The organism is Porphyromonas pasteri (assembly GCF_014647755.1).
Classification (GTDB): domain Bacteria; phylum Bacteroidota; class Bacteroidia; order Bacteroidales; family Porphyromonadaceae; genus Porphyromonas; species Porphyromonas pasteri.
Window position 1 is genome coordinate 92,431 of the sequence record NZ_BMPU01000006.1, and the last position, 20,542, is coordinate 112,972.

The 20,542-nt window shown below is 56.5% G+C and carries 13 protein-coding genes and 2 rRNA genes; 1 reads left to right on the forward strand and 14 read right to left on the reverse strand.

Annotation, left to right across the window (positions count from 1 at the left end; translation table 11 throughout):
* Nucleotides 1-28: 28 nt before the first annotated feature.
* The 12 genes from IEX77_RS08350 to IEX77_RS08405 form a co-directional block, all read right to left on the reverse strand.
* Nucleotides 29-1,573, reverse strand: a complete 1,545-nt coding sequence (locus IEX77_RS08350) for a RagB/SusD family nutrient uptake outer membrane protein (protein ID WP_229770844.1) — start codon at nucleotides 1,571-1,573, stop codon at nucleotides 29-31.
* A 24-nt stretch (nucleotides 1,574-1,597) separates the two neighbouring features.
* Nucleotides 1,598-4,951, reverse strand: a complete 3,354-nt coding sequence (locus IEX77_RS08355; protein ID WP_229770845.1) for a SusC/RagA family TonB-linked outer membrane protein — start codon at nucleotides 4,949-4,951, stop codon at nucleotides 1,598-1,600.
* A gap of 1,199 nt (nucleotides 4,952-6,150) precedes the next feature.
* The gene (locus IEX77_RS08360; RefSeq protein WP_009433636.1) at nucleotides 6,151-6,426 is read right to left on the reverse strand and encodes a Txe/YoeB family addiction module toxin; all 276 of its coding nucleotides are present in this window, start codon (nucleotides 6,424-6,426) and stop codon (nucleotides 6,151-6,153) included.
* Between the two features lie 2 nt (nucleotides 6,427-6,428).
* Entirely contained in the window at nucleotides 6,429-6,695 is a 267-nt protein-coding gene (locus tag IEX77_RS08365; RefSeq protein WP_188808523.1) for a hypothetical protein, read from the reverse strand.
* 210 nt (nucleotides 6,696-6,905) lie between these two features.
* Nucleotides 6,906-8,144 (reverse strand): 3-deoxy-D-manno-octulosonic acid transferase, encoded by a 1,239-nt coding sequence (locus IEX77_RS08370; RefSeq protein ID WP_188808524.1) that lies wholly within the window; start codon nucleotides 8,142-8,144, stop codon nucleotides 6,906-6,908.
* 18 nt (nucleotides 8,145-8,162) lie between these two features.
* The gene (gene gltX, locus IEX77_RS08375) at nucleotides 8,163-9,686 is read right to left on the reverse strand and encodes a glutamate--tRNA ligase (RefSeq protein WP_188808525.1); all 1,524 of its coding nucleotides are present in this window, start codon (nucleotides 9,684-9,686) and stop codon (nucleotides 8,163-8,165) included.
* A gap of 41 nt (nucleotides 9,687-9,727) precedes the next feature.
* On the reverse strand, nucleotides 9,728-10,018 hold the full coding sequence (locus tag IEX77_RS08380) for a hypothetical protein (protein WP_188808526.1): 291 nt from the start codon (nucleotides 10,016-10,018) through the stop codon (nucleotides 9,728-9,730).
* A gap of 9 nt (nucleotides 10,019-10,027) precedes the next feature.
* Nucleotides 10,028-10,903, reverse strand: a complete 876-nt coding sequence (locus tag IEX77_RS08385) for a DUF4296 domain-containing protein (RefSeq protein ID WP_188808527.1) — start codon at nucleotides 10,901-10,903, stop codon at nucleotides 10,028-10,030.
* 17 nt (nucleotides 10,904-10,920) lie between these two features.
* Nucleotides 10,921-11,589, reverse strand: coding sequence for a lipoprotein signal peptidase (locus tag IEX77_RS08390; protein ID WP_188808528.1), 669 nt, complete (start codon nucleotides 11,587-11,589; stop codon nucleotides 10,921-10,923).
* A gap of 15 nt (nucleotides 11,590-11,604) precedes the next feature.
* Nucleotides 11,605-11,988, reverse strand: a complete 384-nt coding sequence (locus tag IEX77_RS08395) for a TraR/DksA family transcriptional regulator (RefSeq protein WP_060935719.1) — start codon at nucleotides 11,986-11,988, stop codon at nucleotides 11,605-11,607.
* Between the two features lie 57 nt (nucleotides 11,989-12,045).
* Entirely contained in the window at nucleotides 12,046-15,474 is a 3,429-nt protein-coding gene (ileS, locus tag IEX77_RS08400; RefSeq protein ID WP_188808529.1) for an isoleucine--tRNA ligase, read from the reverse strand.
* Between the two features lie 876 nt (nucleotides 15,475-16,350).
* Nucleotides 16,351-18,717, reverse strand: coding sequence for a TonB-dependent receptor (locus IEX77_RS08405; protein WP_188808530.1), 2,367 nt, complete (start codon nucleotides 18,715-18,717; stop codon nucleotides 16,351-16,353).
* 264 nt (nucleotides 18,718-18,981) lie between these two features.
* Here IEX77_RS08405 and IEX77_RS08410 point away from each other — a divergent pair, with 264 nt between their 5' ends.
* Entirely contained in the window at nucleotides 18,982-19,527 is a 546-nt protein-coding gene (locus tag IEX77_RS08410; protein ID WP_188808531.1) for a DUF1697 domain-containing protein, read from the forward strand.
* 659 nt (nucleotides 19,528-20,186) lie between these two features.
* On the opposite strand, the gene rrf is transcribed toward IEX77_RS08410, so the two are convergent.
* A 5S ribosomal RNA gene (gene rrf, locus IEX77_RS08415) occupies nucleotides 20,187-20,296 on the reverse strand.
* An 82-nt stretch (nucleotides 20,297-20,378) separates the two neighbouring features.
* A 23S ribosomal RNA gene (locus tag IEX77_RS08420) occupies nucleotides 20,379-20,542 on the reverse strand; the annotation flags it as partial.

Consider the following 20,542-nt stretch of genomic DNA (forward strand, 5'->3'; position numbering starts at 1 on the left):
GTTTCTGATCTGATAAGGGGGTTCGTGTCTAATACCCAGGGTTGGGCTCTACGCCTACCGAGCGGATGCTGGCAGGGATCTGGAGGGCACGGCGATGGTCGTCGGTCTTGAGCGTCATCGTCTCGCCCGTGTAGAGCTTGTGGGTGATCTCGATGCCGTAGCGCTTGATATCATCCCAGCGCGTACCATCGTGCATGCTGAGGATACGGCGGGCATGGAGGACGGCGTGCATCATATTCGTCTGCATACCTGCAGCGATGTCGAACTTAGGATGCAGGGGCTTGGAGACCGTCTCTTGCTTGCGGATCATCGCCTCGCGTACATCGTCGGGATCGGTGGGATTGATGACGACGTTGTAGTAGTCCGAGATCTGCTGAGCTGTAGCAGCCTGTCCCTTCTTAGAGACGTACCAAGCGGAGAGGTCGCTGGCAGCACCGTCGAAGTCGGAGAGCATCACGCGGGCCTCAGCTCTCCACAAGAGGACGCGGTCCACCGTGAAGGGAAGCGCCACGACGTGGGGCTGACCCGTGCGGGCCACGACGTCGGTGATCTCGAAGAGCTCACGATACTTGGGGTAGTAGAGTGCGCCATTATTCGAGCCGAAGAGGCGGTCGTAGACGGGGAAGTAGCCTCCCCATGGGCCTGGGCTACGATAGGTCTGCGTCGAAGCGACATGCCCATTGTGAGCATAGCGGTAGGACGTCAGCGCACGGATCCAGAGCGAGCGGGTGACGATGAGCATAAGGTTAGCAGGCTCGTCATCGCGGATATAAGCATTACAGATCTCATCGGCGTTGGTCAGCTTGTCGTACTTCGACATATCACGCAGATTGGAGACGGCACCTGTGCCGAGCACTTCGTCAGCATACTGCTTGGCCTTGTCCCACTTCTCGTAGTAGAGGTAGAACTGCGTAGCGAAGGCCTTCGCTGCTCGCGTCGTGAAGTGGAAGATGGGCTTGCTGTAGCGGTCGTCATTGATCAAGGGAATACCCTCCTCGATGTCCTTAGCGATGAGCTCGTAGACCTTCGCCACAGAGAGGCGGGGTACGGCACGCTCGAGCTTCGTCTCGGGCTTCGTGAAGTAAGGGATACCGAGATCCTTGTCGCTGGTGCGGCCGTTGTAGGCCTGACCGAAGACATTGACCCAAATGAAGTTGGTATAGGCACGGCAGAGGAGCGCTTCACCGCGGGCGGACTCCAGCTCCTTGGGGTTGCCGAGTTCTTCGATGGACTTCAGAGCTTGGTTGGCAGTACCGACTATGCTGTAGCAGGTACTCCAGAAGTTCGTCTCATCATCCCAGGCCGTTCCGCTGGAGGGTTCCCAGAAGAAGGCTTCGTGATTGCCAATATGGCTATCCTCGAAGAGGCGGCCGTTGTCCTCGACGTTGTCGGTACGGTTCTCCGTGAAGCCCATAGGCAGGAGCGTCGGATAAGCCGAGACGAGGAGGCGCTCGATCTTGTCAGCGCGGTTGAGCTCTGTACGGGTATCGGGCATGGTATCCAGGTAGCGATTGCAGCTACCGAGGGCGCCTGCCAGGAGGCAGAGGCCTGCCATTCTATATAGTCGTTTCATAGTGTACATGATCCTATTGCATGATTAGAAGCCAATGTGCACCGTAGCCGTGACCTGCTTAGGCAGCGGAGCAGCTACCCCACCCGAGCGGAAGAACTCAGGGTCTTGGCCATAGAGCTTCTTATCGGCGTACAGCAGAGCGAGGTTCGTGGCCTGCACCTTGAAGGAAGCACTCTTGAGGAAGCCCAGGCGCTTGATGAGAGGCGTAGGCAGCGTATAGGTCAGTGAGACCTCCTTGAGGCGGATGAAGCTACCATCAGCGACACGAGCCGTAGAGTAGTTGTAGGCTGCATAGCCCGTACCGAGGTTGGAGTAGCTGTAGTGGTCGCGTACCGAGGCGATGACAGGGATATCCGTCTTACGCTCATCTCCGAGGGTCGTCCAGCGATTGCGGTATTCCTTAGGCGTAGCCCAGAGGTCGGAATAGGAAGCATAGAAGGAAGGATCCAGGCGGAGCTTGTTACCACCCGAGTAGGTGATGAAGACGTTCAGCTTGAAGTTCTTGAACGTGAAGATATTCCCGAAGCTACCATTGTAGGTAGGCTCTGACGAACCCTCATACTTGAGGAAGTCCAGATCATCGACCTGCTGGAAGTTGATATCACGATAGTTGCGACGCGTGACTTCCTTCCCGTTGACCATAAAGGTGGGGAAGCCCTCATCATCGAGCCCTGTGAAGGGGATCGAGAAGAGCGAACGTACGGGATAGCCCTGACGAGCGAAGCCGTTACCGGTGAGGAAGTTGAACATATTGCGCTTCGTATCGAGCTCAGTGACCTTATTGAAGGTCGAGCCGAAGATGAAGTCCGTCGTCCAGCTAAAGTCCTTCGACTGGATATTCTTCGTCGATACGGAGAGCTCGAAGCCGTGGCTCTTCATCGAAGCGACGTTGCCCCAGCGAGTCCCCCCGATGGTATAGGCTGCACCGATGAGGTCGAAGTTGTTACGCCAGTAGATGTCAGCAGCGATGTTGAGGCGGTTCTTCAGCAGACCCATATCGACACCGAAGTTCAGCTCATGCTTCTTCTCATAGGTGAGGTCTTCGTTCTCGAAGCTACCGATGTAGTTACGGTTCTCCGACTGCCCAGCCGAGGGTCTCCAGGCCGCGCGGCTATAGATGATGGCGCGGGAGTTGGTGACCCAGCTGGGGGCAACCCCTACGAGGGAGTATGAGCCCTTGAGCGTCAGGTGTGAGAGGAGGTGCTGCTTCTCGAAGAAGTCTTCGCTGTGGGCGTTCCATGCACCAGAGATATTCCAAGTGGGGAGCCAGCGAGCCTTGCGTGTGCGACCGAGTCTATTCGTCCCTTCATAGCGGGTCGTACCCGTGATCGTATAGCGGCCCTTGTAGGAGTAGGTGGCATTGGCGAAGAAGGCGACCGAGCGGCCGAAGCTCTTCGACAGGCCGTAGTAATCCCAGTTCTTCTCCGTGAGGCGCTTGAAGGCGCGGTAGTCCCAGAAGGGCGTCAGACCACTGTCGTACTGCATACCCCAGCCGTCCATCCAGCGCGAGACGCGGTCCTGTGAGTTGACTTCGGAGCCGAGGTAGGTATTGATGATGTGGTCGTTGTTGAGCGTCGTATTATACGTAGCAGAGGCACGGAAGTCATAGCTCTCCATGGTGCGCGTCTGCGTATTGTAGAAGCCCCCAGCAGGGAGGATGGTCTCAGGCAATGAGTTGGGCTTATCCTGATCCTTCCAGAGGTACTGGTTGCCATTGCGTACGGTAGCATCCTGCATAGCGCGGAAAGCGAGTGCGCGGTTGGCATACTCCGTGACGATGCTCTCCATCGTCGTACCCGAGTCCTTGTAGGCACCGAGCAGAGCGAGAGTCAGCCCCTTGATGGGCTTCCACTTCAGCTCGAGCTGGAGCTTGACATCCTTCACACCGAGGTCGATATAGTTGTTGTCGAGCTCGTGCTTGATATTGAAGGGAGCGTAGTCACGGGTGTAGAACTCATTGGGGTCGAGCGTGCGGCTCGTATTGAGCGCGTAGGAGAAGGGGTTGATGTCGAAGCCACGTGACACCTCACCAGTAGTGGCGTTAGCATCCTGAGTGACCGTACCTGGAGCACGCTGCATACGTGAGGAGAGGTTGATCAGGGCAGATACTGAGAGCTTGGGCGAGAAGGTATAGGTAGCGTTGAGGTTCCCCGTGTAGCGGCGTACGTTGCTGGCACGCATCCATCCTGGGTCGAGCATAGCCGAGACGGATACATAGGTCTGGAGGTTCTTCGTCCCCCCTGAGAAGCTCAGTGAGTGATTCTGAATGAGGGAGGGAGAGAAGAGTTCGCCGAACCAGTTGGTATTGCGCATCTCTGCATCGCGGAGGTAGTTAGCACGAGCCTCGGGCGTGTTCTCCAGCCCGAAGATCCCCGTCGTGGGGTCGTAGTCGTGCGTCAGGTGGTACATCTTCCCGTAGATACCTGAGGAGCTGTAGTTGTAGACGCGGGCAAAGTTCAGCCAGCCCTTACGCTCCATCTCGTTGTAGACCTCCATCTGGTCCTGCGAGTTCATGATATTGTAGTCGCGGTAGCTGGGCACAAAGCGCGAGGTGAACTCCCCCGTATAGGAGAAGGAGCTGCTACCCGAGCGACCCTTCTTCGTCGTGATGACGATGACCCCTGCCATAGCCTTTGCCCCGTAGATGGACGTTGCCGAGCCGTCCTTGAGGATCTGGAAGCTCTCGATATCGTCGGCATTGAGGCCTGCGATAGCCGAGCTGAGGAGTGTCGTAGCGTCCCCTGAGCTGAGGTCATCAGCGCCGACGTCGACGACATCCTCCTGGATGACCCCGTCGACGACCCAGAGGGGCTTGGACGAACCCATGATCGAGGTCGCCCCACGCACGCGGATCTTAGGTGCTGTACCGAAGGTCCCCGAGAGGTTCTGCACGGAGACCCCTGCGGACTTCCCTTCGAGACCGCGGCTGATGTCAGCCATACCTGCCATCTTCACCTTGTCGGCCTTGAGCTTGTCGCTCGCACCCGTGAAGAGGCGCTTGTCGGTGGCGACCATACCCGTGACGACAATATTGTCGAGGGTGGTGGCTTCGGGCTGGAGCTTGATGACCATACCGTCCTTAGCCGTGACGGTCTGGCTCTTGTAGCTCACGAAGCGAATGAGGAGCTGGTTCTTGCCAGCAGGGAGCTTGATGGTGAAGTCACCCTTGGTGTTGGTCGTGACACCCACCTTCGTCCCAACGACTAAGACGGAGGCCATAGGTAGGGGATCTCCGCTTTCGTCGAGGACCTTGCCTCGGATGGTCTGAGCTGTACCCTGGGCTAAGAGGTCGCCCCCTAAGCCAATGACCAGGCCTATCATCAATAGTCCTAATCGGATCCAGCCCATGCCCAATCGAAGTACTCTTTGATTGTTCATAAGCAGTGTGTAGTTTGTTTGTGTAAGTGATTAGCGTGTATGCATGGCGATGTGGGCGAAGGCAAGGCACAGAGCTGGGTGCTCGGATCAGCTGAGGGATGCACTCCTCCCGTGGTATCGTGTAGCTATTTCTTCATACAGTATCGTTTAATCGTGACGGTGTCCGGTGACAGAGTAGAGGTCAAGGGTAGCTCATACTGCGGGACCACTCCATGGTACATTGGGCTCGCGACGCTACACCTTCGATTGGCGTGCTCTATCGTTGTCAAATGTATGGATTTCCCTTATACACTCCAAAAGCTCGGGCTAAATAAAATTCACGCTAGGTGAGCTGCCGAAAATACCGAAATTCCCTCGCGCTAATATTTCCTAAAATAATTACCTTTCATAGCTATGACAAAAGGATAGCACTCACACCATATTTATACGCTCTACCCTACCCCAACCCCTACAGATTGCCACATTTCCCCACGATTCTGTGGCACAGGCTCCCACCTAAGTACTCTACGAAGAGGTAAAGGAAAGCACAAATACCCTTGTATTTCATACCGTATTTGCCCCTCCTTCGGGGATATTCTTCACCTCCTCAGAGAGGCTTTTCTGAGGGGCTGTAGCACAGAGCAATATGAGGGCGAGAAAGTAACCTATAGTGGTCGGCGAGTGAACCACTATAGGTTTGCAGTAGCAACCACTACTGGTCCGACGCTGAACCAGTAGTGGTCGGTGAGCGAACCAGTAGTGGTCAGAGCCGCGACCAATACTGGTCGGATGAGTGACCACTACTGGAGACTGTTGCTCCGCGTAGGGATAAAAGTTGTGGACGAGTAGCAGATAAGTTTGGACTACGCACGTGGCTCTAATATCTCCGTACGTGGATATTTGGATTTACGTGCCTGGTCTTTAAGACTACGTACATAGATAGAAGAATACCACTACGGGAAGACGCTTTTTTCTTCACGAGAACGATGCTTTTCCCTCGGCTGGATAAGAGGAATACTCGCGATAAGGTGAAGGACTTGCGTATCTCTTCGGAGAGGCATATCGGGGAGCTGGGTGCGCGACGCCTTAGCACTCTAAATAGAGGACAGGACTCTGCCGCAACAGTCTCTACTGGTTGCGTCCACCCCTCCGAGCGAGTAGCAAAAACAAAGGGGTATCCCGATGACGGGATACCCCTTACTATAGAGTCGAGAGAGTAGCTACTCTCCACTATAATCGTGGTCATACGTATTGACCACGATGACCTGTATACAGACTTCCTCTACACGGTAGATTAGGCGATGACGCCTACTGATGCGCCGACTCCAGTAGCCAGCTAAGTTCCCTTTGAGAGGCTCGACCTGCCCCGTCCCCGTCAGAGGATGCTCCTGCAGCTCTACCAGCAGGGTCAAGAGCTTCTTATACGCCTGGGGCTCGTGTCGCTTGAGCCGTCGGATGCCCTCCGTCGCCTTGTCTGTATAGAGGACTTCGTACATCGCTAAAGGGCATCCAAGAAAGCCTGCAACTCCTCGGGTGTACGGACGGATGTATAGCGCCCCGCACGCAAATCCTCTTCGCCGGCCTCGATGCTTCGCTGTAGCATCTCTTCTTCATGAGGAGTCAAGCCGTTTTCAGTCAACGCTTCGGCCTGCCCTATATGGAGCATCTGCCCCTCAGAGGTAACGATACGAAGCCCCCGCTGGAGTGCCTCCTTGAGGTAGCGCTCCACATTCTTTGCAAATGCCTCTGCTGTTATCGTTGTCATAGCCATAGTTACTTCGTTATCATCTATATGAGTAGTACAAAGGTACACACTTCTCTCGCATCATAGTCTTCGTAAGAGGAGTAGACCAATAAGTCCACCCTTCTGCCTCTACCAATCTCCCCATCAGTTAGCTTCTCTTCTCTCCACCAAAAAGCAGCGCCCCCGAAGGATGACCTTCGGGGGCGCTGCTTATATATATAGGTATAGGGCTTATTCGCTGGGGAGGATATCGCCGAGGATAGCTGCCGTAGCACCGCACTCCTCTCTGAAGTAAGCACGGGTACGTGCCTCAAGGGCCTTGCACTCTTCCTCCGAGGAGAAGCGCTGGAGGAGCTGCGAGAGCTCCGCCCGATCGTGCAAGATGAAGCCCGACTCACGGCGCACCAGCTCGCGCACCTCACGGTGCTTGTGGATCTCTGGGCCGAAGAAGACGGGGATACCATATACCGCAGCCTCGAGCGTATTGTGCACGCTCTTGCCGAAGCCACCGCCTACATAAGCCCACGTGCCGTAGCGGTAGACCGAGGAGAGCAGGCCGAAGCAGTCGATGATGATGCAGGCTGTGCCCTCAGGTAGACCCTTCGCTTCGTCATACTCGGAGAGGCGGATGGACGGACGCTTGATCCCCGACTCGATAGCTCTTAGGTGCTCCTCGTGGATCTCATGCGGTGCCAAGACCAAGGCGAAGTCCTCGGGAGCCTCCTCATTGAAGTAAGGCAGGAGGATAGCTTCGTCCTCGGGCCACGAGCTACCGACGACCAAGAGGCGACGACCACGAGAGAGCTCCGCTACCGCAGGGATATCCTTCGCTGCACGGGCGATCTCCTCGACACGGTCGAAGCGCGTATCCCCTGTGACCTTGACCGACTCGATACCGTGCTCCAGAAGAAGCGTGCGCGAAGCCTCGTCCTGCACGTAGAGACGGCGGAAGAGGTGCAGCAGGCGCAGGTACCAGCCTCCGTAGCTACGGAAGAAGAGCTGGTCGGGGCGGAAGATCGCCGAGACGAGGTAGGTAGGGATAGAGCGCGTAGCCAGCTCACTGAGCATCGTAGGCCAGAAGTCATACTTGATGAAGATAGCTACCGTAGGGTGCGCCAGATCAAGGAAGCGACGTACCGATGAGGAGCGATCCGAAGGCAAGTAGACCACGACATCTGCCCCAGCATAGTCCCGACGCACCTCATAGCCCGAGGGGCTGAAGAAGGAGAGCAGGATCTGATACTCGGGGTGCGCCTTACGCCACGCCTCCATAAGAGGACGGCCTTGCTCGAACTCTCCCAGCGACGAGGCGTGGAACCACACCACGGGACGATCTGCCGTGAGCCCCTTGAGGCGCTGAGGAGTCTCCCGACGCCCCTCGATGATGAGACGAGCCTTCCGATGGAAAGGGGCCACCAGATGCAGCAGCGCCGAGGCCGCTATGCCAGCGAAGCTATATAGAGGATTCATGCAGTGGGTACGACCCGCTTAGCCCAGGACTTCGATAGCACGCTGCAGACGCTGGAGGGTCTCTCCACGGCCGAGCAGTGCGGTGATATCAAAGAGGTGGGGACCCTTAGCAGCACCGACGAGTGCCAGACGGAAGCAGTTCATCACCGCACCGAGGCCGTAGCCCTTCTCCTCGATCCAAGCCTTGACGACCTCTTCGGTCGCTTCGCTGGGGAGGTCTTCGGGCTGGGTGGCGAGGAGTGCAGCGAGCTCGGTGAGCTGGGCTGCGCTGTCTTCCTTCCAGCGCTTCTTCACGGTCTTCTCATCGTAAGCCGTGGGGGCGGTGAAGAAGTAAGCGATCTGCTCCTCAAGCTCGGGGAGCGTCTGAGCACGCTCCTTCGTCAGGGCGATGGCGCGAGCTACATAGTCTGCATCGAAGGTGATACCTGCAGCCTCGAGGCTGGGGCGCAGGAGGGCAGCCAGACGCTCATTGCTGGAGGTCTGGATATAATGATGGTTGAACCACTTGCCCTTCTCGTAGTCGAACTTAGCGCCAGCCTTGCTGCACTTCTCGATACGGAAGTAGCGGATCAGCTCGTCCATGCTCATGACTTCCTCATGATCATTACCGGGGTTCCAGCCGAGGAGTGCGACGAAGTTCACGACAGCCTCGGGGAGGTAACCGCTCTCGCGGTAGCCAGAGGACACCTCGCCCGTCTTGGGATCGACCCAGCGCAGGGGGAAGACAGGGAAGCCGAGGCGGTCGCCGTCACGCTTACTGAGCTTGCCGTTGCCCTCGGGCTTGAGGAGGAGTGCCAGGTGAGCGAAGCGGGGCATCGTGTCGCGCCAGCCGAAGGCTTCGTAGAGAAGCACGTGCAGCGGTGCGCTGGGCAGCCACTCTTCACCACGGATGACGTGGGTGATGCGCATCAGATGGTCGTCGACGATGTTCGCCAGATGGTAGGTAGGCAGGTCGTCAGCGCTCTTGTAGAGCACCTTGTCATCGAGGACGGAGCTATTGAAGGTCACGCGCCCACGGATCATATCGTCGACCTCGACCTCTACATCGGGCGTGACGAGGAAGCGGACGACATACTGCGCACCGCCTGCGATGAGAGCATCGACCTCCTCACGTGGCAGGACGAGCGAATTGCGCATCGAGGTACGGGTCGTAGCGTCGTACTGGAAGTTCGCTACCGTCTTACGCTTCTCCTCCAGTTCCTCGGGCGTGTCGAAGGCGATATAAGCCTTACCCGCATCGAGGAGCTGCTGGACGTACTTGCGGTAGATATCACGGCGCTCGCTCTGACGATAGGGGCCGCAGTCCCCACCATAGCTCACGCCTTCGTCGAAGCGGATACCGAGCCACTCGAGGGCCTCGATGATATAAGCCTCCGCCCCTGGGACGAAGCGCTGGCTATCCGTATCCTCGATACGCAGCAGGAGCTCACCGCCGTGAGCCTTCGCGAAGAGATAGTTATAGAGAGCTGTGCGGACACCGCCGATATGCAGCGCTCCCGTAGGGCTGGGAGCAAAGCGAACGCGTACTGATTCGTGTGACATAGTGCTATGGTGATATGCTTGTTGTGTAGATGCTGATGCGACTACCGCCCATCATCGGATGGGAGCTGGAGCGTCCAGCCCGTGTGGCTGTTGAGTTCCTGCTGTAGGAGGGTGAGGCTATCAGCCTCGAGAGGTGCCCCTTCACTCAAGGGGCAGGTGGGGGAAATGAGATGTATGGTACCTGAAAGGAATATCGTGCGCTCCCCTTCGCCGACGAAGGGAGCTAAGATGAAGCTCCCTGGCGAGTACTCCTCGATGAGGACCGAGTGAGCGACCCAGCGCCCGAGGCGCAGGTGGTGGCTGGCATAGCGTGGCCGGGGTGCGAGGGACATACGGAGTGATTAGAGAGCCGTAGCGAAGTCATCGCCAGACAGCTCCGTTGCGGGCTCCTCAGCCTGAGGCTCGTCGGCTGGAGTGGGTGTAGGCTCGGGAGCTGCACCCGTATAGCGGACAAGGCTGAAGCTATCGACGACGAAGAGCGGGCTCTTGCTCTTGGGGAGGCGACCGCGCAGCAGCCCATAAGCCGCACGCATCGTCTTACCACTGGGTATGGTGATGGCGACTTGGTTGAGGCCAGGATGTAGGGAGGGAAGGGTCTCGGCTTGCTGCGTAGAGTCCGCATACTGCAGGCGGAGCTGGAGCTGAAGTGCCGAGGGAGATGCCCCGCTTACACGGACGATGAAGCGGAGCTCCGTACCGCTCGTATAGCTGACGCTGGGCTCGAGAGCGAAGGAGCGCTCGACGTAGCTCCCTGCGAGGTAGCGGCTAGCACTATCACGCAGGAGGTTCACCGAGTCAATATCGTGCGCCTCCCACAGGCTGCGACGTCGCTCGATGCGGTCAAGGCTATCGACACGTACCTGCAGCGTCGCTTGGCGGGACTCCAGCACCAGAGCAGCGTGCTCATAGAGCTTCTGATACTCGACGATCTGATGCCGTCCGTACCAGACGAGCGAGCTATCCCAGTCTGCCAGCGTATAGCCGTAGCGGCTAAGGATGGCTTGGAAGCCAACGATACGCAGGCTATCCTCGAGGCCTCGCTGGTTGAAGGAAGCCTCTGCCGTGAGCATCTCAGGCAGGAGTTCCTTGACCGTCTTGAGGTCGATCTGCTTCCACTTCCCCTTAGAGCCACCGCAGGCACTCCCCCCGACAAGGAGAAGCGCCAGCACGAGGGCCTTCAGTAGGCTGCGATGGGGCAGGGTGAAGCGAGACGACATAGGGCAAGACGACTAAGCTATTCCTCCGTATCAGTCTCCGTAGACGTATCCTTATCCTTTGCAGGGAAGAGGGTATCCAGCGCCGTGGAGAACGTGCGGCGATAGCAGAGGAGCAGGAGCGCCACACCTACAGAGATGCAGGCATCAGCGAAGTTGAATATCGGACTGAAGAAGACGAACTGCTCACCGGAATGGATAGGACTCCACGAGGGGTAAGTCGTCTGGATGATGGGGAAGTAAAGCATATCGACCACCTTGCCATGCAGGAAGGTGCCGTAGCCTTCGCCCCAGGGGACGAGCTGTGCCACTACCCCGCGGCTCGTGGAGAAGATCTCCCCGTAGAAGAGGCAGTCGATGACGTTCCCAAGTCCACCAGCGATGACGAGACCAAGCGTCAGGCAGAAGCCGAGAGAGAAGCGGCGCAGGCGCAGCAGACGCACCAGATAGTACACCCCTGCACCCATCGCCAGTATACGGAAGAGCGTCAGAAGGAGCTTACTACCGAGCGTGATCCCGTAGGCCATCCCTTCGTTCTCGACGAAGTAGATCTTGAACCACGAGGTGATCTCGTGCATCTCCCCCTCGACCATCGAAGTCTTGACCCAGATCTTCGAGGCCTGGTCAATGACGAGTAGGAGGACGATAAACGCCGTCGTCCAGAGGGCCGTCTTGGAGCTTCTTGTCATCAGTCGCGTGGGGGCTTACTTCTTCTCTTGGAGCTTCGCCTCGATAGAGAGCGTAGCATGAGGCACAGCGCGCAGACGCTCCTTGGGGATGAGCTTACCGGTCTGGCGGCAGATGCCGTAGGTCTTGTTCTCGATGCGGCGCAGGGCTGCCTGGAGATTGTGGATGAACTTCAGCAGACGCTCAGCCATACGACCTGCTTCACCCTTGGAGAGGGAAGCAGCGCCCTCATGGACTGCCTTGAAGGTGGGCTGTGTGTCGGCTACGTCATTGCTCTGATAGTCGACGGCACTCTCACGCAGGAGATCGTAATCGCGGATAGCTTGCTCGAGCTTCTGCATGATAAGCTCACGGAACTCCTGGAGCTCCTCGTCTGTGTAGGAAGTCTTCTGGTCACTCATTGTATAGTTATCTGAATTATAGGCAGGGCGGAAGAGTACACCCGCCCTGCCCGTGTGTTAGTTTGCCTTCTCTATATAGATGGGGATCATACGTTCGTCCAGATCAAGCTCCAGCGTGGGTGTGAAGCCTGTCTGCTGCTCGATGGAGACAGCCTGCACCTCCTTAGCGATGTAAGCCGAGTAGACGCTGAGCACACGGTGGAGCTCTTCGTCCTCGGGCAGGAGGATGCGTACCTTGTCACTGACCTCGAAGCCGCTCTGCTTACGCAGGTTCTGAATGCGGTTGATCAGCTCACGAGCCGTACCCTCGAGGCGCAGCTCATCGGTCACGGTGATATCCAGAGCGATGGTCAGCGTGCCTTCGTTGGCCACGAGCCAGCCAGGGATATCCTCTGAATAGATGTCGACGTCGTCGCGGAGGATCGTCACAGGCGCCCCTTCGACTGTGAAGTCGATCTGACCAGTGCGCTCGATCGTAGCGATCTCGTCCTGCGTGAACTCTGCCACCACAGCAGCGATAGCCTTCATGATCTTGCCATAGCGTGGGCCGAGCTTCTTGAAGTCGGGCTTGATACGCTTGACGAGCACGCCTTCGCCGTCGGTGACGAACTGCAGTTCCTTGAGGTTCACCTCACTGAGGATGAGGGGCACGACGGGCAGGATAGCCTGATGGTCGGCCTCGTTGACGATGGGGATCATCAGACGCTGCAGGGGCTGACGCACCTTGATATTGACCTTACGACGCAGGGCCAACACCATCGAGCAGATGCTCTGTGCCAGGTGCATACTGCGCTCCAGGCTCTCGTTGATCTCCTCTCGGCAAGCGGTGGGGAAGTCAGCCAGATGCACTGAGTGCTCCGTAGCATTCGTACCCTTGCTGGTGAGGTCGCGGTAGAGCTGGTCAGCGTAGAAGGGAGCGATGGGCGCCATGAGGCGAGCCACCGTGACCAGACAGCGGTAGAGCGTCTGGTAGGCGGAGAGCTTATCCGTGGTCATCTCACCAGCCCAGAAGCGGCGGCGAGAAAGGCGCACGTACCAGTTGCTCAGCTGCTCGGAGACGAAGTCGCCGATAGCACGAGCGGCACGCGTAGGCTCGTAGTCCTCCAGATCGCTATCGACCTCGAGGATGAGGCTATTGAGTGTAGAGAGGATCCAGCGGTCGATCTCGGGGCGCTCAGCGTAAGGGAGCTCCTCACGAGCCGTAGGATCGAAGCCATCGAGGTTCGCATACAGCGCGAAGAACTGATACGTATTGTACAGCGTCGCGAAGAACTTGCGGCGTACCTCATCGATACCCTCGACGTCGAACTTCAGGTTGTCCCAAGGCGACGAGTTGCTGATCATATACCAGCGCAGGGGGTCAGAGCCATACTTCTCGATCGTCTCGAAGGGATCGACAGCATTGCCCAGACGCTTACTCATCTTGTTGCCATTCTTATCGAGCACGAGCCCGTTAGAGATGACCGCCTTGTAGCTATTCGTACCACGTACCATCGTAGCGATAGCGTGGAGCGTGAAGAACCACCCACGCGTCTGGTCCACCCCTTCGGCGATGAAGTCCGCGGGGAAGGCACGACCGCTGTCGAGCAGTTCCTTATTCTCAAAGGGATAGTGGAGCTGTGCGAAAGGCATAGCACCCGAGTCAAACCACACGTCGATGAGGTCCGTCTCACGACGCATGGGCTTGCCCGAGGGTGAGACTAAGATGATATCATCGACATAGGGGCGGTGCAGGTCGATCTTATCGTAGTTCTCCTGCGTATATACCCCTGGGGTGAAGTCCTTCCAGGGGTTAGCCGTCATGAAGCCAGCTTCTACCGAGCGCTCGATGGCGTGGTAGAGCTCTTCGACGGATGAGATACAGATCTCTTCACGACCATCCTCGGTGCGCCAGATAGGCAGAGGCGTACCCCAGTAGCGGCTACGCGAGAGGTTCCAGTCCTGGAGGTTCTCCAGCCACTTACCGAAGCGACCCGTACCGGTGCTCTCGGGCTTCCAGTTGATGGTATCATTGAGGCGCATCATCTCCTCACGGCAAGCCGTGGTGCGGATGAACCAGCTATCCAGCGGGTAGTAGAGTACGGGCTTGTCCGTACGCCAGCAGTGGGGATAGGAGTGCACGTGCTTCTCGATCTTGAAGGCACGACCCTCGCCCTTCAGCAGCAGTGCGATAGTCACATCCAGCGTCTCATCCTGATCGGTGAGCGTGTCGTCGTAGGCGTTCTTGACGTAGCGCCCCGCGAACTCCTTATATATATCTACGTTGACAAAGTCCTTGACGAAGGCGGGATCCATATCCTCCAGACGGAAGAGACGGCCCTGCATATCGACCATGGGGCGCACATTGCCATCACGATCGAGGACGGTCAGCCCTGCGATGTCGCTGGCCTTAGCCACCTTGTTGTCGTCCGCACCGAAGGTAGGTGCGATATGCACGATCCCCGTACCATCGCTCGTGGTGACGAAGTCGCCAGCGATGACGCGGAAGGCATCCCCATCGGGACGCATCCAGGGGAGGAGCTGCTCATAGCGCATGCCTACGAGGTCCTTACCCTTCCACTCGCCGACGATGACGTAGGGGAGCTTCTTGTCACCAGGCTGATAGGCTGCGAGGGCTTCTTCGCCTTCGTGCTCCTTGCTGAAGAGCGTATGCAGGAGTGCACGAGCTACCACGGCCGTGATAGGCGCACCCGAATAGGGGTTGAAGGAGCGGACGGCTACGTAGTCGATCTCAGGACCGACGCAGAGAGCCGTATTCGAGGGTAGCGTCCAGGGGGTCGTCGTCCAAGCGAGGAAGACGGCTTCACCATGGCCCGTCAGCTCAGCACGTGGGTCGATGATGCGGAACTGTGCGACACACGTCGTGTCCTTCACATCACGATAGCACCCAGGCTGATTCAGCTCGTGCGTGCTCAGCCCCGTACCTGCAGCAGGCGAATAGGGCTGGATCGTGTAGCCCTTATAGAGGAGGCCCTTCTTATAGATCTCGCTGAGGAGGTACCAGAGGGTCTCGATATAGCGGTTGTCGTAGGTGATATAGGGGTGATCCACGTCCACCCAGTAGCCCATGAGGCGGGTGAGCTGCTCCCACTCCTGCGTGTACTTCATCACCTCACGGCGACAAGCAGCATTGTATTCGTCGACGCTGATCTTCTTGCCGATATCTTCCTTCGTGATGCCGAGAGCCTTCTCGACCCCGAGCTCTACGGGCAGACCGTGGGTATCCCAGCCGGCCTTGCGGTCGACGCGGAATCCCTTCATCGTCTTGTAGCGGCAGAAGATATCTTTGATCGAGCGCGCCATGACGTGGTGAATACCAGGCATCCCATTAGCCGAGGGAGGCCCTTCGTAGAAGACGAATGAGGGCGCGCCTTCGCGCAGGGCAAGCGTGCGGGCAAAGAGGTCTTCCTCCTGCCACTGATCCAGTACCTTCTTATTGACCCCCGAGAGCTGGAGGTTATCGTATTCAGGGAACTTATGGCTCATACAGCGTCTATATTATATCGTCGTCGGGAGGAGCGGCGGGCCGAGTGCGGCTACACCCCATCCCAAGGTAGTTCAAAAATTGATACAAAGATACAGCTTTCCATCGACGCAGATTCTATGCGTGCCATCCGACCTCCCCGCACCTCCCACCTCTCTATAGAAGTAACGTAAAAGAGAGCGCCCCCACGTAGTGTGTACCATAGATACACGCTACGTGGGGGCGCTGGTTTATAATACGTAGAGACCATTGCGCAAGGCCACCTCTTCACAGCTTACACAATGGTCTCAGAATAGGTATATGGTGCGAGGGTAGAGCTATATAGGATGGCTAAGAAAGCTATATAGCTTTGGACTGATTCCTATATAGCTTTGTGAAGTGACCTATATTAGGTTGTTGCTCCGCGTAGGGATAAAAGTTGTGGACGAGTGGCAAATAAGTTTGGTCTACGTACGTGGCTCTAATATCTACATACGTGGATATTTGGATTTACGTGCCTGGTCTTTAAGACTACGTGCGTAGATAGAAGAATACCACTAAGGGAAGACGCTTTTTTCTTCACGAGTAGGACTCTTTTTCCTCCGCTGGATAAGAGGAATACGCGCGATAAGGCGAAGGACTTGCCCGATCACTTCGGAGAGGCATATCGGGGAGCTGGGCGTGCGAAGCCTTAGTACTCTACATAGAGGGCAGGACTCTGCCGCAACAGTCTCAAACAACTATTGCTTCGCACCACACTCCCGCAGAGCTGTCCGTACCACCTTACATACAAGCCCTTCTTTCCCCTACCCCAAAGCCAAAGAGAAGCCCCCGCCCACAGACGTCACTTCGTCCGTGAGCGGGGGCTATCCCGTAGGGTATTTGCTAAGCAGTGATGCTTACAGCTTGTAGCTCAGCGTCACCAGCGCATTGGTAGGCTCGTTGGGGAAGAGCTGCGTACCATTCAGCACCGAGGTGTAGTTCTTTGCATTGAGGACATTGCGCACCTGTACAGCGATGCCGAAGCCTGCGGGCAGGCGATAGGAAGCACCGAGGTCCAGCTGCGTGTAAGCAGGGAAGGTCAGCGACTGCGCTACGTTGTAGTACATCGCATCGCGGTAGCTCAGGCTATAGTTCAGCGAGAGGTTGCGGAGCGTACCACGCTGGAAGTCATAGCTCCCATAGGTAAAGAACTGCTTGCGGGGTACCCAGCTCATAGGCGTACCATCATGCAGGTTCAATAGCTTAGTCACCGCTGTTTCCTTGGCATCGGCTACGTGGATATCCGTATAGCTATAGCCAGCGACCAGCTCAAGACCAGCCACGGGGCGATAGGTCAGATCCGTTTCGAAGCCATTACCCTCCGTAGCACCCACCTGAGCCACGATGCTATAGCGCTTGGGCTTGCCGTTCTCCTGCTCTGTCACCGAGGTACGCTCAAGCTCGTTATTGCGACGGATATGATAAGCGGAGAGATTGAGCTGGAGCACATCAGAGAGCGTGTAGCGAGTGCCGACCTCGAACTGGTAGCCCGACTGAGGATCGAAGTAAGCACCACCACGGCGACCCGTGATCAGCTTACCATCCTTATCGTAGAAGCGCTGACGATTCGTATCCAGCGTAGTCGTCTTGTCGGGGATATAGAAGCTACCCAGCGACGTATAGAAGGAGAGCGCCTCCGTGGGCTGGTAGACGAGACCGAGGCGATAGCTGATAGCGTCGTCCGAACTCTTGTTATACTTATCACGAGCGATATCATCATAGCTATGCTTACCATCCTTGATCGCAAGACCTGAGGTATGACGGTAGCTGTAGTGATCATAGCGGATCGCAGCCATGGCCTTGATCTTCTCCGAGAACTCAAAGACATTAGAGAGCGCGAAGCCATGGACCCACGTGTGCTGAGGCGAGGCCTTAGAGAGTGTCGTCTTGATGTGCCCATTGAAGCTGGGGTTGTAGGTCGTGTTCTCCGAGAAGGTGAGCGTTTCCCCATCGCTATCGAAGGTACGGCCTCCCCCCTGGACGTCCGTCCCATTATACCCCGTATAAGTGGTACGCTGCATATAGGTCGTGCTATAGGCAAAGCGCAGGTTGTTCTTCACCGAGCCGAGAGAGAAGCTACCCGTCAGATCGACGGTATTCTGCAGCGTCTTAGCGATGTGCTCGAAGCGCAGGGGGAAGGTGAACTGGACGTGATCCAGATCGTAGTATGTCTTATTCCCTGCTTCATCCTTCGTATAGTAGCCGTACTTCGTACCAGCCGTAGCGCTCGTAGGATAGGTCAGCTCTTCCGTGCTGAAGTAGTCGATATCATCGTAGGCATAGGACACGTAGTCGGAGAGCTTCCAGCCTGAGGGGAGCGAGAGCGTGTACTTGAGGCTACCATTGTAGGCGCGGTTGTACATGAAGTCCGAAGCATCGTTGTAGCGCCATTCGCGCTTGAGACCTGGAAGCAATTCACCCTTCTTGAGGTAGAGCTTATCATCACTCACGCGATACATATCGGCCTCCATGACGGGGGGGAGACCCGTATCAGTGCCGTAGAAGTCATTACGACCTTCGAGGCGCAGGATGAGGTTGTGAATCCCCTTCGTATAGCTGAGAGCCGCGAAGAGCGAGCGGTTCTTGTCATTCGTAGAGCGCCACTGCTTGCCTCCAGAGAGGAAGCCACCAGCGTAGAAGTGCAGACCATCAGTGATCTTCCCCCCGACATTTGCACCCAGGTCGAAGTAGCCCAGTGAGCCACCACGGACGTGAGCACCGAGGATAAACTTCTCCGTAGGGACGCGACGCGTGACGTTCACGACGCCACCCGTAGCAGCATAGCCATAGAGCACCGAAGCAGGGCCCTTGAGCACCTCGATCTGATCGACATTGTAGAGGTCACCTAAGGGATAGGAGTTCAGCGTAGAGCGTTCGTCACGAACTCCGTCAACCATGTAGACCGTGTTGTAGAAGCCACGGACAGAGATCTCACGGAAAGCGCCGTAGCTGGACTTCATCTGCACGGCAGGCACGAAGCGCAGAGCGTCCTTGACCTGCGTGATAGCGCGAAGGGAGAGGGTAGAGTCCGCAAGCGAACTAATCGTAAGAGGGAGCTTCTTGGCAGGGACCCCCAGCGGGTTGATCCCCTGCTCCTGTCGCAGGCGTGCTGTCACTTCGACAGCTTCAAGATGACGAACGGAGTCGGCAGGCGAATGCTGTCCTGCCCATGCAGGTGCAGCAAGGCACAGCGCGCTCAGGAGCGAGACGGTAAGAGTCTTCATAAATGAATCGTCAAAATCGAATTTAAGGGTGATGTAAAATAGTTATCGGTCTTGGTCTGCTCGGGTGAAGGCGAGCCATAGGCTTAGCACCTCCCGAGCATTTCCGCTACAAAGGTAGGCCTTTTATCCCAACTTCCCGAAAGATATCCACCAGCTGAGCCTCAAAAGATGGTAGATTCCAACCCCTACAATCCCACTCCATACCACTATAAAGGGCTACCTTTGCGCTCGGAAAGGCTTATTCCAACAGCCTCTACCCTTTCAATGAAGCAAGAGCAAATCATACTTCTACGTGGCGTCATGCCCAGCGGAAAGAATAGCATCCCCAAGATGGCTATCCTACGCCAGCACCTCGAAGAGGCTGGCTTCGAACGTGTACGCACCTACATCCAGAGTGGGAACATCCTTCTACTTAGCGACCTTCCCAAAGATCTACTTAGCCAGCGCATCCATGACCTCATCAAGGAGCGCATCGGTGCAGACCTCGCGGCACTCGTCTTCCTACCCGAAGAGCTGCAGGCGTGGGTAGACCGTCTTCCCTTCGCAGACGACCTGGATGCCAGCCGCATCTTCTTCACCATGACCATGGAGCGCCCCACAGCCGACCGCCTGCAAGAGCTCGCCGAGAAGACTTGGGGCGAAGAGGCTACCCTTCACCTCACCGAGCGCTGTGCCTACATATACGCCCCAAAGACCTATAAGAACACTCGTCTCACCAACAATGCTCTGGAGCGCTACCTCGGTGTAACCTGCACCACACGCAACCTCAATACCATCCGTCGCCTCCTCTCCCTCTCCCGAGGCGAATAGCGAGCAAGCTGCCCCCTCGGCTTCTCTCCCCTCCTCCTTCAATAAAAGTACACGCAGCACGCGCCCTATGGGACTTCCATCGGGCGCGTGCTGCATTATATAATGGTCGGACTATCGTGTCCTACCGAGAGGATAGCTCTTCCCTCCCGACGACAGCCTCACGCGATAGCGTAGATGAGAGCGCAAGACCAGAGCCCATACCTCCCAAACGAAGCAGTACTGGTCGCCGAAGCAACCACTACAGGTCACGATACGAAGCAGTAGTGGTAACATAGAGTAACCGCTACTGGTCGGGAAAGCAACCACTACTGGTTCATTTCAGAGAATTAGAGTGGTATGCCCTCAGCAAAGGGAAAAGGCAGATAAAGGCAAGCAGCTAAGGCGAAGCATCGAGGGCAGGTGCCTTCATCCGATAGACGTATAAACGACGATAGGGTGACGAAGCCTCATCGGCTCCATCACCCTACCCCATCGATCGTTTTGTAGTATTACTGCATAGCTTGCTATCTCATCGCTCGCTACATCGCGCCTTGCTACGGCATAGCAAGCGGAATAGCAGTAAATGGAATGGTAGCAAGCAGCAAGCTCACTGCATCATCATTACCTTGCATAAAACGAAGTGGGTGTGATCACTTGCGTAATCACACCCACTCTTCTTAAAATGGCGGCTACCTACTCTCCCACGAAACGCAGTACCATCGGCACGATTGGGCTTAACTTCTCTGTTCGGAATGGGAAGAGGTGGAACCCCAACGTTATAACCACCTAAATATCTCTGTATTTAGACAATCATTGACTTGATAAAAACGCACGATACTCACTCACGTATCGCTAAGTCGGTATACAACCTCTTGGCAAAAACTTTCGGGCAATTAGTACTACTCGGCTATGACGTCACCGCCTTTACACCTGTAGCCTATCAAGGTCATCGTCTATAACCACCCTTAATGAGATCTAATCTTGAGGCAAGCTTCGTACTTAGATGCTTTCAGCACTTATCTCAACCGAACGTAGC